Here is a 13,324-nt window from a genome sequence, read left to right on the forward strand (position 1 = left end):
CAGGATTACCTACGTGTTTCATGTCATCACAGGCCTCATCGGCCTCTATGTCATCTGGCGCTTCGTCTGGCCGCTGGCCTGGCCCCGGACGGCAAGGCTATTGCTGGCGGCCCTGGTGCTGCTGGCCGCCGAGCATCACCTCGTCACCCGCAACTTCTTCGGCACCATGGCTTCGCCCGAAGTGCCCGCCGCCGTCCTCATGGCGCTGGGCTGGGCGTTCGGCGCGCTCATCCTGCTGGCCTTGTTCCTGCTCGCCAAGGACGTTGCAGGCCTGCTGCTGTCGGTCTTCTCTCGCGCGCGCGGCCGGGCGCTGCTGTCCTGCCCCCGGCTGCGCGCCGGCTTTGCCGCCGCCGCGCTCGCGCTGTCCGCCGTGGGCCTCTGGCAGGCGGTCCGCGTGCCGGACGTCAAGACGATCGAGATCGCCCTGCCCGGCCTGCCGCCCGCCTTCGACGGCTTTCGCATCGTTCACCTGACCGACCTGCACGCCAGCCGCCTGCTGCAGGCGGACTGGATGGAGGCCATCGTCGCGCGCGCCAATGCCCTGGAGCCCGACCTGACGCTGATCACCGGCGACCTGGTGGATGGAACGCCCGAGGCGCGCGCCGCCGACGTGCTGCCCCTGCGCAACCTGCGCGCCCCGCAGGGCGTGATCGCCATTCCCGGCAATCACGAGTACTACGCCGAATACCTCGGCTGGCTGAAGGCGTTCGAGCAGTTGGGCCTGCGCATGCTGCTCAACGAGCACGTGGCCATCGAACGCGACGGCCAGCGCCTGGTGCTGGCCGGCATCACCGACAGCGCGGCGTCCCGCGTCGGGCAGCCCCTGCCGGACATCGCCGCGGCCATGGCGGGCGTGCCGCCTTCGGCTCCGGTGATCCTGCTGAGCCATCGCCCGGTCGGCGCGGCGCGGCACGCGCAAGCCGGCGCCGCCCTGCAACTGTCCGGCCACACGCACGGCGGCCAGATCCTGGGGCCGCACCTGCTCACCCAATGGGCCAACGAAGGCTACGTGTCGGGCATGTACCAAGTCGGCGGCATGCAGCTCTACGTGAGCAACGGGGCGGGCCTGTGGAACGGCTTTCCCATCCGGCTGGGCCGGCCTTCCGAGATCACGCGGATCGTGCTGCGCGCGCGTCCGCCGGCCTAGGGGCGAACCGGATCGCGCACGCGGCCTGGGGCGGACCCCGGCCGGCCTGCGGCTGGAACCGTGGCCCGTTCCGCCTCCTGCAACTGCCGCCACAGGATCTTGCCGGTGCTGGATTTGGGCAGGGCCTCCACGAACTCCACGATGCGGGGCGCCTTGTACGCCGCCATGCGCACGCGAGCCCAGGCAATCACTTCGTCTTCGCTGGCGCTGGCGCGCGCCTCCGGGCGCAGCACCAGCAGGGCCTTCACGGTTTCTCCGCGGCAGTCGTCCGGCACGCCGATCACACATGCCTCATGCACGGCCGGATGCTCGTACAGCGCATTCTCCACCTCCGCGGGCCAGACTTTGTAGCCGGACGCGTTGATCATGCGCTTGAGCCGGTCGGTGACGAAGAAGTATCCGTCTTCGTCCACCCGCCCCAGGTCGCCCGTGCGGAAGTAGCGCTGCCCCTCCAGCATGAAGAACGCATCGGCGTCGGCCTGCGGATTGTTCCAGTATCCCAGCATGACCTGCGCGCCCCGCGTCGCCAGCTCGCCGACTTCGCCCGCCGGCAGTTCGGCCAGGCTGACAGGGTCCACGATGCGCGTGTCCACGCCGAAAGTGGGCACGCCGATGCATTGGCGCTTGTTGCGGTCCATGGGGTTGCAGTGCAGGAACGACGCCGTTTCGGTCAGGCCATAACCCTCGTTGAAGATGATGCCGTAGCGGTCGGCCAGCATCGCGGCCACGGCCTGCGGCATGGGCGCCCCGCCGCCGCACAGCAGCGCCAGGCTGGACAAGTCGTGGTCCTCGATGCCGGGCTGCGCGAAGAAGTCCACGACCATCGCGGGCGGAGCCGCCCACACGCTGACCCGATGCCGCGCCATCAGCCGCGCGGCGACCTGGCGGTCCCAGCGCGGCAGCAGCACCACCGTCGCGCCCAGCAGGATCGGCAGGTTCATGCAGTTCTGCATGCCCAGCAGGTGGAACATGGGCGCCACGCCCATGATGACGGCCTCGGAAGTCAGGCCGCGCCATAGCTGCGAGCCGACCAGCGACGCGCCCAGCGTGCCGTGCGTGTGCCGGCAGCCTTTGGGCCGGCCGGTGGTGCCCGAGGTGTACGGCAGCAGGCACAGGTCCCGGGCGCCCGCCCGGTGCGGCAAGGGCGCGGCGTTGACCGCCAGCGCGCCATACCAGGGCACGCCGCCGGGCACGTCCGGCGCGCGCCGGGGCGCGGCGATCCATTCCGGCGGCGCCGGCTCTTCGCGGCTTGCGCCCAGGTAGTCCGAGTACGTGTGGACGATCACGCGCGCCAGCCGGCCGTCCTCGACAAAGCCGGAGAGACGCGCGCACAGCTCCTGCGCCGCAAACGCCACCTTGGCCCCGCTGTCGTCCAGGTAATGCGCCAGTTCGTCCGGCGTGCTCATCGCGTTGACCGGCACCACCACCGCATCGGCCCGCAGGATGGCGTAATACGCGATGATGAACTGCGGGCAATTCTGGCTCAGCAGCAGCACGCGGTCGCCGGCCTTGACGCCCGCGCAATGCTGCAGGTATCCCGCCATGGCGTCGGCCTCGCGCTTGACGCGCGCATAGTCCAGCATGGCGTCGTAGAACACGATGGCCGGCTTGCCCGGATAGCGGGCGGCGGACGCCTCCAGGTTGAAGCAGAGGCTGGACTGGGGCTGGCTGATGTCCTTGGGCAGGCCCTTGGGCCAGTACCGGTAATGCGCTTGCTGCATGCCTGTCTCCTGTCACCCGTTCCCGCGCCGTGGCGCGCCGCGTCAGGCGGCCATGCCGCGCGCGATGATCTCTTTCATGATTTCATTGGAACCGCCGTAGATCTTGCCCACCCGCGCATCCGCGTACATCCTGGCGATGGGGTATTCCAGCATGTACCCGTAGCCGCCATGCAGCTGCAGGCACTCGTCGATCACCTGGCAGTTCATCTGCGTGGTCCACCACTTGGCCATGGCGGCGGTGGACAGGTCCAGGGTTCCGTCCAGCTGCCGCGCGATGCAGTCGTCGACAAAGCGCGCCGCGACCGTGGCGACGGTCTCGCACTCCGCCAGCTTGAACCGCGTGTTCTGCATGTCGATCAGCGCCTGTCCGAAGACCTGCCGCGTCGTGGCGTAGGCGACGGTTTCGTCGATGGCGCGCCGCATGGTGGCCACCGCGCTGACCGCGATCAGCAGGCGTTCGCGGGGCAGCTGCTGCATCAGCTGCGCAAAGCCCCGCCCTTCGGCCTCGCCCAGCAGGTTGCCCTCCGGCACCCGCACCCCGTCGAAGAACAGTTCGGCCGTGTCCAGGCTTTTCTGGCCCAGCTTCTCCAGCAGGCGCCCGCGCCGGAAGCCCGGCAGGCCCTGCGTTTCGACCATGATCAGCGACACGCCCCGGGACCCCGCCTGCGGATCCGTCTTGGCCACCACGCAGACCAGGTCCGCGTGCAGGCCGTTGGTGATGAAGGTCTTCGAGCCGCTGACCACGTATTCGCCCTTCTCCTTGACCGCCGTGGTGCGCACGCTTTTCAGGTCGGAACCCGCTCCGGGCTCGCTCATCGCGATGGCGCCGACCAGCTCGCCGGTCGCCATCCCGGGCAGCCAGCGCTGCTTCTGCGCCTCGGTGCCGTAATTCAGGATGTAGTGCGCCAGGATGGCGCTGTGCACATTGTTGCTAAAGCCATGGACCATCGCGCGCGCCTGCTCCGACGCCACGATGGCCTCGTGGGCGAAGCTGCCGCCGCCGCCCCCGTAGGCTTCGGGCATGCTGACGCAAAGCAGTCCCATCCGGCCCGCCTTGCGCCAGATCTCGCGGTCGGCGTGCTGCTGCTTGCGCCACCTTTCCTCGTCGGGCGCGAATTCGTTTTCGAACAGGCGCCGCGTCGAATCCTGGAACAACGTCAGGTCGGCGTCCATCCAGCCTTGCCGGGGCGTATCCATCGCGTTCTCCCGGCCGCTCAAGGGCGGCCGCCGCCCACGACCAGGACTTGGCCGCTGACATAGTTGGATTCGGGCAGGCAGAACAGGTAGACCGCGCCCGCCGCTTCAGCCGACGTGCCGGCGCGCCCGATGGGGATCAGGCTTTCGGCGTTCTTGAGCACCTGCGGATTCACGCCCACCTTGATCCGCCGGCCTTCGATGTCCAGCGTGGCGTCGCCGTCCGCGGCGGCTTCGGTCAGGCGGGTCTTGATCAGCCCGAAGGCAACGCTGTTCACGTTGACCTTGTAGCGCCCCCATTCCTTGGCCAGCGCGCGGGTCAGTCCGTTGACGCCGGCCTTGGCGGCGGCGTAGTTGGCCTGGCCCGCGTTGCCCATCACGCCGGAGGTCGAAGAGATGTTGACCACCTTTCGGAACACCTCAAGGCCCTGCGCGGCTTCCGCCTTGGCCGCCTCGCGGATGAAGCCGGAGGCGGCGCGCAATATGCGAAAAGGCGCGGACAAATGCACGGCCAGAATCGCGTCCCATTGTTCGTCGGTCATCTTCTGGATCACGTTGTCCCAGGTGTAGCCGGCATTGTTTACGATGATGTCCAGGCCCCCGAACGCCTCCACCGCCGTGCCGACGAAACGCTCGGCAAAGCCGGCCTCGGTCACGCTGCCGGCGCAGGCCCGGGCCTGCCCGCCCGCCTTGCGGATCAACGCCACCGTTTCTTCGGCCGGCCCCGGGTCCAGGTCATTGACCACCACCTTCGCGCCCTCGCGCGCCAGCTTCAGCGCGATCTCCTGCCCGATCCCGCGCCCCGAGCCGGATACCAGCGCGACCTTGCCTTCAAGCGTTCCCATCGACTCTCTCCTGGTCTGTCTTCATGCGACGGCCAACACGGCCACGCCGCTCAACCTGAGTTCCCCGCCCTGGCTGCGCGCATCCAGCCGCACCCGCAGCCGGGTCTCGCCGTGCGCGTCGCAGCGCTCGACGACTTGTCCCGTGCAGCGCACCTCGTCGCCCACGTGCGTGATGGCCACGAAGCGCACCGCGAGTTCGCGCAGCGCCGATTGCGGCGCCCAGTTCGTCAGCAGGCGCGCCAGGTAGGCCGCCGACAGCATGCCGTGCGCGAACACGTCGTCCATGCCCGCCGAACGCGCAAAGTCCAGGTCCACGTGGATCGGGTTGTGGTCGCCCGACGCGCCGCAGTACAGCGCCAGCGCATGCCGGGTGACGGGCCCCGCCGTGAAGCCGGGCAGCGCGTCGCCGGGCCTGGCGTCGCGGTTCATTCTTGCGTCCATCGCGCCCCCTTCCTAAGGTGTGTTGCGCACGACGGTCGTCGCCCGCAGTTCGGCCACCAGTTGTCCGGCCGCGTCCGTCACCCGGGTCTCCCGGACGACGAACTCCAGCGCGCCGCCCTTCTTGGCGTAGATGTCGGCGATGCGCGGCGCAAAGCGCAGGACGTCGCCGGCATGCGCCATGGCGTGGTACACAAAGGCCTGCTCGCCGTGCAGCACGCGGCCGATGTCGATGCCCAGCAGCTCCCGCATCGCGCCCGGCCGCGGGCTGTCCATTTCCAGGCAGAAAAAAAATGTGGGCGGCACGGGCAGCGCGGGATGGCCCGCCGCGCGCGCGGCGGCTTCGTCGGTGTAGACCGGATCGTCCTGCCCGGTCGCCTTGGCAAAGAAGCGCAGCCGGCCCGCTTCCACCGTGGCGGAGAACACGGGCAAGGCGGCGCCGATATGGCGGGTGTCCAGCATGGCGGTCTCCTCAGGCGGCCTGGTACAGCGTCACCACGCACGCGCCGCCCAGCCCCAGGTTGTGCTGCAGCGCCATCCGCGCGCCCTCCACCTGGCGCAGCTCGGCCTGCCCGCGCAACTGCCAGACCAGCTCGGCGCATTGCGCCAGCCCGGTGGCGCCCAAGGGGTGCCCTTTGGACAGCAGGCCGCCGGACGGGTTGGTCACGACCCGTCCGCCGTAGGTGTTCTCGCCGTCCATGATGAATTTCTCGGCGGCGCCCTCCGGCGTGAGGCGCAGGCCTTCGTAGGTGATCAATTCGTTGGCGGTGAAGCAGTCGTGCAGCTCCACCACGTCGATGTCGGCCGGATCCACGCCCGCCGCCTCATAGGCCTGGTCGGCCGCCGCCCGCGTCATGTCATAGCCCACCACCTTGCGCATGTCGCCCGCGCTGAAGGTCGACGGCGTGTCCGTCGTCATGGCCTGCGCGGCGATGCTCACGCCGGGCGGCAGGCCATGGCGCCGCGCAAAGTCTTCCGAGCACAGGATGGCCGCCGCCGCGCCGCAGGTCGGCGGGCAGCACTGCAGCCGGGTCAGGGGATCGAAGATCATGGGCGCGGCCAGCACCTCGTCCAGCGTGACGGGCTGGCGGAACACCGCGTAAGGGTTGCGCGCCGCGTGCTGGCGCGCCTTCACCGAGATGCGCGCAAAGGTGTCGGGCCGGATGCCGTGTTCCTTCATGTAGTCGCGCCCCGCCCCGCCAAAGAACTGCGCGGCGCGCGGCTTGTCCGCGTCATAGCCCTGGAGGCCGCTCATGGACGCCACGAATCCCGCCAGGGGCGACGGGCGGTCTTCATACACGCCTTTCAGCGCGCCCGGCGCCATCTGTTCGAAGCCCACGGCCAGCGCGCATTCCACCGCCCCGCTCTCCACCGCCTGGCGCGCCAGGAACAGGGCCGACGATCCGCTCGCGCAATTGTTGTTCACGTTGAAGACGGGAATGCCCGTCAGCCCCACCCCGTACACCACGGCCTGGCCCGACGTGGAATCGCCATAGACGTAGCCGGCGTAGGCCTGCTGCACGGCGTCGTACGGCACGCCGGCGTCCTTGAGCGCTTCGCGCACCGCGCGCCCGCCCATCACGGGATAGGATTCGCTTGCGCCCGGCTTGCTGAACGGGATCATGCCCACGCCCGCCACCCATACTTTTCGATTCATGCCTGTTTCTCCTGATCGGAATCGGCTCGCGGACGCCGCGGTCCAGGGTCCTGTCCAGCGCGGCGCCTTGCGCCCAGCCTTCGCCTTGGCCGTAGCTTCCCGCCTGGCGCCCGACGCGGCAATGGCCGCAGGCGTCAAACCGATTGGCGGAAAGTGTCAGGGGCCTGGTGCTCGCCGGCAGGCCCGCACACGAGGCGGTTGCGGCGATACTCGCCCGGCGATACGCCGGTCCATTTCTTGAATGCGCGGTGAAACGTGCTGCATTCGGAAAAGCCCAGGCGCTCGGCGATATCCACCAGCGACAGCTCGTGCCGGCCCAGGTATTCGACGGCCGCATCGCGCCGCAGATCGTCCTTCAACACCTGGAACCCCTGGCCCTCGTCGCGCAAATGCCGCCTGAGGGTTTGCGGGGTCATGGCCAGTTGCGCGCTGACCTGCGCGAGCGACGGCAATTCGGCGGACAAGTCGTTGCGCAACAGGCGGCGGATGCGGTCGGTCAGCGTGGCGCGGTCCTGGTACTTCACCAGCAGGTCGAAGGGCGCGTTGGCCAGGAACAGTTTCAGGGTCTGCGCATCCTGCACCACGGGCAGCGCCAGCCAGCGCGCATCCAGCCACAGCCCGGTCGCCGGCTGCCCGTAGCGAACGGGCGCGTAAAAGACTCTTTGCGCGTCCGCGCTGCGCGCGCCGCCGCTGTAGTCCACGCCCGTGATCGGAATGCGCCGCGCCGCCAGCCAGTTGGCCACGCCCAGCGTGAAGAAGAGAAAGGTGCGTTCGCCATACCATTGCGTGCCGTGCCTGGCGCCGCGGGCGTCCAGCACGATGCGCGCGGTGTCGCCGGCGACGCGCAGCCGCGCGGTGAAATCGCGCAGCACGCCGTGGTAATAGCGGGACGCGACGCGCAGCGCCTCGCCCACCGTGGCCTCCTGCAACGCCAGCCGGCAGGCGTGGCCGAATGCGCCCAGCGGCACGGGGTGGCGTCCCAAGCCCAGGAAGTCGTCCCGGGTGGCGCGCCGCAACATCCGCAGGATCTGCGCGAACTGCGCCTGCGACACCCGCGCCATCGGCGCCTGCAGCAAAAGCGGCGGCACATCGGCGCGCGTCAGGACGCGATCCACGTCCACGCCCCGGCTTCGCGCGCCTTGCAGGAGCTGGGCGATATGCCCCACGGCGATGGTGTGATGGGTCATGGAGGAGTCCAACGTCGGGACGGACAGCGGTCTGGCCGATGGTAGCCAAAGCGCCTGCCCCGCGGAATGCCCGGCGTGAGCATTCCCGCCAAGCGGAATCATCGATTTCGCCATTGGTTCGCCGCAGAGCCGCGCCTAGACTGGCCCGGACCCCTTGCAGGCCCGCCTCTTCGTATTTGCCGGAGTCCCTCTTTGGATACGCCGAACACCGCCCCGCTCGCCGGAGTCAGGATCCTGGACCTGTCGCGGCTGCTGCCCGGCCCGCTGGGCGCGCAGTATCTGGCCGACCTGGGCGCGGACGTCGTCAAGATCGAAGACCCGCGCACGGGGGACTACGCGCCACCGCCTTTGCGCGCCGTGTGCAACCGCAACAAGCGCGGCCTGCGGCTGGACCTGAAGCACCCCGACGGCCAGGCGGTGCTGGCCGTGCTGGCGCGCGACGCGCACGTGGTCATCGAGAGCTTCCGGCCGGGCGTGGCGGCCCGGCTGAAGGCGGACTATCGGACCCTGTCGCGGCACAATCCGAAGCTGGTGTACTGCAGCATCACGGGCTATGGACAAGATGGCCCCCAACGCGACGCCGCCGGCCACGACCTGAACTACGCCGGCTATGCGGGCGTGGCGGACCAGACGGGTTGCGGGCCGGACCAGCCGGCGCTGTCCAACCTGCCGATGGCCGACATCCTGGGCGGCTCTCTGACGGCGGTGATGGGCATCCTGGCCGCGCTGTACGACGCCCAGCGCAGCGGACGCGGGCGCTATGTGGACATCGCCATCGCCGACGGCCTGCTGGCCGGCGCCGTCGTCTCCTTGGCCACGCTGAACGCCCGGGGCGATACCCGGCCGGCGGGCGCGGACACCCTGTCGGGCGGCCTTGCCTGCTATGGCCAGTACCGCACGCAAGACGGGGGCTATCTGGCCGTGGCCGCGCTGGAACCGAAATTCTGGGCCGCGCTGTGCCAGCGGCTCGGCCGCGCCGACCTCCTGCCGCTGCACCGCAGCGACGACGCGGCCGCGCAGGCGCATCTGCGCCGCGAATTGCAGCGCGCGATCGGAGCGCGCCCGCTGGCGCACTGGCTGGCCGTCTTCGACGGCGCCGACTGCTGCGTATCGCCCGTGCTGAAGCTGGCCCAGAGCCTGGCGCATCCGCAGTTCATCGCGCGCGGCATGCCGCGGCGCGCCGACCATGCGGTCTACGGCCCCACCGCCCACGTGGCCAGCCCCGTGAAGATGTCCGGGTTCGATTTCGCCATTCATCGCCAGGCGCCGCTGCCCGGCGAACACACCGAACAGATCCTGCGCGAGGCCGGCTACACCGAGTCCGACGTCGCCAGCCTGAACGGGCGCGGCATTGCGCTGTAGCAACAGGCGGTGGGCGCAGCCCTGCGGCCCGTAGCGACCATAACGACTAGGACGGAGACAACATGACCGATCATCCTCGCAGCCAGGCCTCGCCCGGACGCCGCAGCCTGCTCAAGCTGGGGTTGGCCCTGCCGGCCGCGCTGGCGCTGCCGCGTCCCGCGCGCGCCGCCGGCTTTCCCAACCGCCCCGTGACGCTGATCGTGCCCTTTCCGGCCGGCGGCGCCACCGATACCCAGATGCGCGCGCTGGCCATCGCGGCCTCGCGGGAACTGGGACAGACGGTCATCGTCGCCAACCGCCCCGGGGCGGGCGGCACGCTCGGCCCGGCCGCCATGGCGCAGACCGCCGCCCCGGACGGCTACACGGTGTCGATCGTCGTGGGCACCCTGTTCCGCTACCCGTTCCTGCAGCAGGTGAACTACGACCCGCTCAGGGACTTCACCTACGTCGCCTGCATGACCGCCTATTCCTACGGCATCGTGGTGCGCGAGGATGCGCCGTGGAAGACGCTGGACGAACTGATCGCGCATGCGCGCGCCAACCCCGAGAAGATCAGCTATGGCGGCACCGGCGCCGGCGGATCCGGGCGCATCGCGATCGAGCGCCTGTCGCGCCTGACGGGCGCGAAATTCAACTTCATCCCCTACAAGGGCGCGGCCGAAGAAACCACCGCCCTGCTCGGCGGCCACATTCAGATGGTGTCGGACGCGGGCTGGGGGCCGATGATAGACACGGGCAAGGCCCGCCTGCTGGCGGTCATGGGCGACGCCCGCGCCAAGCGCGTCCCCGATGTGCCCACGCTGACCGAATTGGGCTATCCCATCATCGCGTCCAACCCCGTCGGCATCGCGGGCCCCAAGGACATGGACCCGAAGGTGGTGAGCGTGCTGCAAAAGGCGTTTCACCGCGCCGCCCGCGACCCGGACTACAACCGCGCGCTGGAAAACGCGGACCAGCCTCATATGCTGATGGACAGCGCGGCCTATACCGACTTCGCGATCCGGCAGGTGGCGGAAGAAAAGAAGTTCGTGGCCGAACTGGGGCTGAAAATGCAGTAGCGTGTCTTACAAGGCCGCGGGCGCCAGCATGCTGTCGCGCAGCCGCAGCACCGATGCGCAGGAGGTGTCGCGATGCGTCACCAGCGACAAGGACAGCGCGCCGCTGGCGTGCGCATCGGTCAAGGGCACGAACGCCACGTGCGGCGTGGAATAGGCGCGCGTCACGCCCGGCACCAGCGCCAGCCCCATGCCGCTGGCCACCAGGCTGACCAGTGTCTGCACCTGTATCGCCTCCTGGCTGATGCGCGGGGAAAAGCCGGCCTTGTGGCACAGCGCCAGCGTCACCCCGTTCAGGCCCGGCACCTTGGCGGGCGAATACAGCACGAAGTTCTCGGACCGCACGCGCTCCAGGGCGACCGGCCCGGCGCCGGCCAGCGGATGGCCCGCGGGCACCGCCAGGATCAGGTCGTCGCGCTCGACCACCCAGGAATCCAGCGCCGCGTCTTCCGCCAAGGGCCCCCGCACCAGGCCCGCGTCGATTTCATTGGCGCGCAGCATCGCCACCAGCCCGACCGTGCTGTCCTCGCGCAGGTCCAGTTGCACGCCCGGGTATTGCGCGCGGAACGCCGGCAGGCAGCGCGGCAGCAGCATGTACGTGGCGGACCCGACGAAGCCCAGCCGCAACGTCCCCCATTCTCCCAGCGCCACGCGGCGCGCGGCCTGGCGGGCCTGCTCGGAATGAAACAGCGCGCGGCGGGCGTCGGTCATCAGCGCCTCGCCGGCGGGCGTGGGGGTCACGCCCTTGGCGCCGCGCACCAGCAGCGGCACGCCCACGGCGTGCTCCAGCTTCTGGATCGACACCGACAGCGCGGGTTGCGCGATGTGCAGCGTCTCGGCGGCGCGGCGGTAACTCCCCAATTCGGCAATGGTCACGAACTGCCGAAGTTGCCGTAAATCGATAGCCATAACAGATTCCATATCAAGCAATACCGAAGCCATATTAGACGCGTATGAAGCGCACCGATAGGATTCCCGCATGACATCCTCTTCCCCCTTCCCCGCCAGCGCGCTGGGCGGCGTGCGCATCCTGGACCTGACGTCCGTGGTGTTCGGCCCCTATGCGTCGCAGATACTCGCCGACTACGGCGCGGACGTGATCAAGGTCGAAGCCCCCGGCGGCGACTCCACGCGGCGCACCGGACCGTCGCAGGAGCCGGGCCTGGCCGCCATCTTCCTGGGCCTGAACCGCAACAAGCGCAGCGTCGTGCTGGACCTGAAGCAGGCTGCGGCGCGGCAGGCGCTGCTGACGATGGTCGATCAGGCCGACGTGCTGATGCACAGCATGCGCCCGGCCAAGATGGCCGCGCTGGGGCTGGATCCCGCCACGCTGTGCGCGCGCAACCCGCGGCTGGTGTATGCCGGCCTGTACGGCTTCGGCGAGGGCGGCGCCTATGATGGCCGGCCCGCCTATGACGACATCATCCAGGGCCTGTCGGGCGTTGCCGACCTGGTCGACCGCCAGACCGGCACGCCGCGCTACCTGCCCACGGTGGCGGCGGACAAGACCTGCGGCCTGATCGCCGCGCACGCCATCCTGGCCGCGCTGTTCCAGCGTTCGCGCACCGGCCTGGGGCAGCAGCTGGAAGTGCCCATGTTCGAGAGCATGGCGTCCTACGCGCTGGTGGAACACTACTACGGCCGGCACCTGGCCGACGAACCGGGCGAGGCCGGCTATCCGCGCGTGCTTACGCCGTGGCGCAGGCCCTGCCAGACAGCCAATGGCCACGTCTGCCTGATGCCCTACACCGACGCCCACTGGCGCGACTTCTTCATCGCGGCGGATCGCCCCGATCTGGCGGAAGACGCGCGCTTTGCCGACATCTCGGCCCGCACGCGGCACATCGAAACGCTCTACGAATTGCTGGCGGGGATCGTCGCCCGGCGCGACACCGCCTACTGGCTGTCGCTGTGCGAGCGGCTGGAGATTCCCGCCGCGCCCATCAACCGCCTGCAGGACCTGGAAGCCGACCCGCATCTGCAAAGCGTGGACTTCTTCGTGCCGCTGGAAAGCGCCGGCGGCAGCCGCTACCGCTTTCCCCGCAACCCCGTGCGCCTGCAGCATTCGCAGGTGCCGGCCACGATGCCGCCGCGCCTGGGCGAACACACGCTGGAGGTGCTGCGCCAGGCCGGCCTGGACGACGCCCGGATCGCCGCCCTGATGGAAACCGGCGCCGCCCGCAGCGCATCCGCCCCACCCCCCCAAGAGAGCAAGGACCCCGCATGACCGCAGACCGCAACGCCGCCATCGCGCAGCTCGGCCAGGGCTATTACTGGCAGGACCTGGCCGTGGGCCAGCGCTTCCACACGTTTCGCCGCACGGTGACCGAGACCGACATCGTGAATTTCATCAGCGTCACGGGCATGCTGGAGACGATCTTCATCGACGCCACCTATGCGCACGGCGCCATCCAGGGCCGCCCCGCCCCCGGGGGGCTCACCTATGGCCTGATCGAAGGGCTGATCATGCAGGGCATGGTGCAGGGCACGGGCCTGGCGCTGCTGGAAGTCCACAAGAAGATGCTGGCGCCGGTGGTGGCGGGAGACACCATCTGGGCCGAGATCGAAGTGACGGGCGTACGCCCGACCTCGCAACACAACCGGGCGGTCGTCACGTCCGCCATCGAAGTCCGCAACCAGCACGGCAAGCCGGTGATGACCTATACCGCCACGCGCATGCTGGCCGGCAGGCCTGAATAGGCCCTGTCCAGGCTGCAA

At 69.6% G+C, this 13,324-nt stretch carries 13 protein-coding genes; 5 read left to right on the forward strand and 8 right to left on the reverse strand.

All coding sequences use genetic code 11. The features are described 5' to 3' along the window. The first annotated feature begins 13 nt into the window (after nucleotides 1–13). Complete coding sequence (locus ACFWP0_RS14945) at nucleotides 14–1,147, forward strand: metallophosphoesterase (protein WP_377843290.1); 1,134 nt, start codon at nucleotides 14–16, stop codon at nucleotides 1,145–1,147. On the opposite strand, the gene ACFWP0_RS14950 is transcribed toward ACFWP0_RS14945, so the two are convergent. The 7 genes from ACFWP0_RS14950 to ACFWP0_RS14980 form a co-directional block, all read right to left on the reverse strand. Continuing rightward, nucleotides 1,144–2,868, reverse strand: coding sequence for a long-chain fatty acid--CoA ligase (locus ACFWP0_RS14950; RefSeq protein WP_377843291.1), 1,725 nt, complete (start codon nucleotides 2,866–2,868; stop codon nucleotides 1,144–1,146). The two genes, ACFWP0_RS14945 and ACFWP0_RS14950, sit on opposite strands and share 4 nt — an antisense overlap. A gap of 42 nt (nucleotides 2,869–2,910) precedes the next feature. Continuing rightward, nucleotides 2,911–4,065 carry an acyl-CoA dehydrogenase family protein gene (locus ACFWP0_RS14955; protein WP_377843293.1) on the reverse strand — a complete coding sequence of 385 codons (1,155 nt, stop codon included), beginning with the start codon at nucleotides 4,063–4,065 and terminating at the stop codon, nucleotides 2,911–2,913. A gap of 17 nt (nucleotides 4,066–4,082) precedes the next feature. Beyond that, nucleotides 4,083–4,907 carry an SDR family NAD(P)-dependent oxidoreductase gene (locus tag ACFWP0_RS14960; RefSeq protein ID WP_377843295.1) on the reverse strand — a complete coding sequence of 275 codons (825 nt, stop codon included), beginning with the start codon at nucleotides 4,905–4,907 and terminating at the stop codon, nucleotides 4,083–4,085. 21 nt (nucleotides 4,908–4,928) lie between these two features. Next, nucleotides 4,929–5,348: a MaoC/PaaZ C-terminal domain-containing protein gene (locus tag ACFWP0_RS14965; protein ID WP_377843296.1), complete on the reverse strand. Its 420-nt coding sequence runs from the start codon at nucleotides 5,346–5,348 to the stop codon at nucleotides 4,929–4,931. Nucleotides 5,349–5,360: 12 nt separating this feature from the next. Continuing rightward, nucleotides 5,361–5,807 carry a MaoC family dehydratase N-terminal domain-containing protein gene (locus ACFWP0_RS14970; protein ID WP_377843298.1) on the reverse strand — a complete coding sequence of 149 codons (447 nt, stop codon included), beginning with the start codon at nucleotides 5,805–5,807 and terminating at the stop codon, nucleotides 5,361–5,363. 10 nt (nucleotides 5,808–5,817) lie between these two features. Further along, entirely contained in the window at nucleotides 5,818–7,002 is a 1,185-nt protein-coding gene (locus ACFWP0_RS14975; RefSeq protein ID WP_377843300.1) for a lipid-transfer protein, read from the reverse strand. 134 nt (nucleotides 7,003–7,136) lie between these two features. Then, nucleotides 7,137–8,189 (reverse strand): AraC family transcriptional regulator, encoded by a 1,053-nt coding sequence (locus ACFWP0_RS14980; protein WP_377843301.1) that lies wholly within the window; start codon nucleotides 8,187–8,189, stop codon nucleotides 7,137–7,139. A gap of 192 nt (nucleotides 8,190–8,381) precedes the next feature. Between ACFWP0_RS14980 and ACFWP0_RS14985 the strand changes: the two genes are divergently transcribed. After that, entirely contained in the window at nucleotides 8,382–9,551 is a 1,170-nt protein-coding gene (locus tag ACFWP0_RS14985; RefSeq protein WP_377843303.1) for a CaiB/BaiF CoA transferase family protein, read from the forward strand. Nucleotides 9,552–9,613: 62 nt separating this feature from the next. Beyond that, on the forward strand, nucleotides 9,614–10,609 hold the full coding sequence (locus tag ACFWP0_RS14990; protein WP_377843305.1) for a tripartite tricarboxylate transporter substrate binding protein: 996 nt from the start codon (nucleotides 9,614–9,616) through the stop codon (nucleotides 10,607–10,609). A gap of 6 nt (nucleotides 10,610–10,615) precedes the next feature. Here the strand turns inward: ACFWP0_RS14990 and ACFWP0_RS14995 are convergent, their stop codons facing one another. Further along, a complete protein-coding gene (locus ACFWP0_RS14995; RefSeq protein ID WP_377843306.1) occupies nucleotides 10,616–11,515 on the reverse strand; it encodes a LysR family transcriptional regulator in 900 nt (299 codons plus the stop codon). Nucleotides 11,516–11,585: 70 nt separating this feature from the next. On the opposite strand from ACFWP0_RS14995, the gene ACFWP0_RS15000 reads away from it, so the two are divergent. Beyond that, nucleotides 11,586–12,833: a CaiB/BaiF CoA transferase family protein gene (locus ACFWP0_RS15000; RefSeq protein WP_377843307.1), complete on the forward strand. Its 1,248-nt coding sequence runs from the start codon at nucleotides 11,586–11,588 to the stop codon at nucleotides 12,831–12,833. Further along, a complete protein-coding gene (locus ACFWP0_RS15005; protein WP_377843309.1) occupies nucleotides 12,830–13,306 on the forward strand; it encodes a MaoC family dehydratase in 477 nt (158 codons plus the stop codon). The genes ACFWP0_RS15000 and ACFWP0_RS15005 overlap by 4 nt, the downstream gene beginning before the upstream one ends. Nucleotides 13,307–13,324: the final 18 nt, after the last annotated feature.

This window comes from Achromobacter sp. NPDC058515 (assembly GCF_042721735.1).
In the GTDB taxonomy this organism is placed as follows: domain Bacteria; phylum Pseudomonadota; class Gammaproteobacteria; order Burkholderiales; family Burkholderiaceae_B; genus Achromobacter.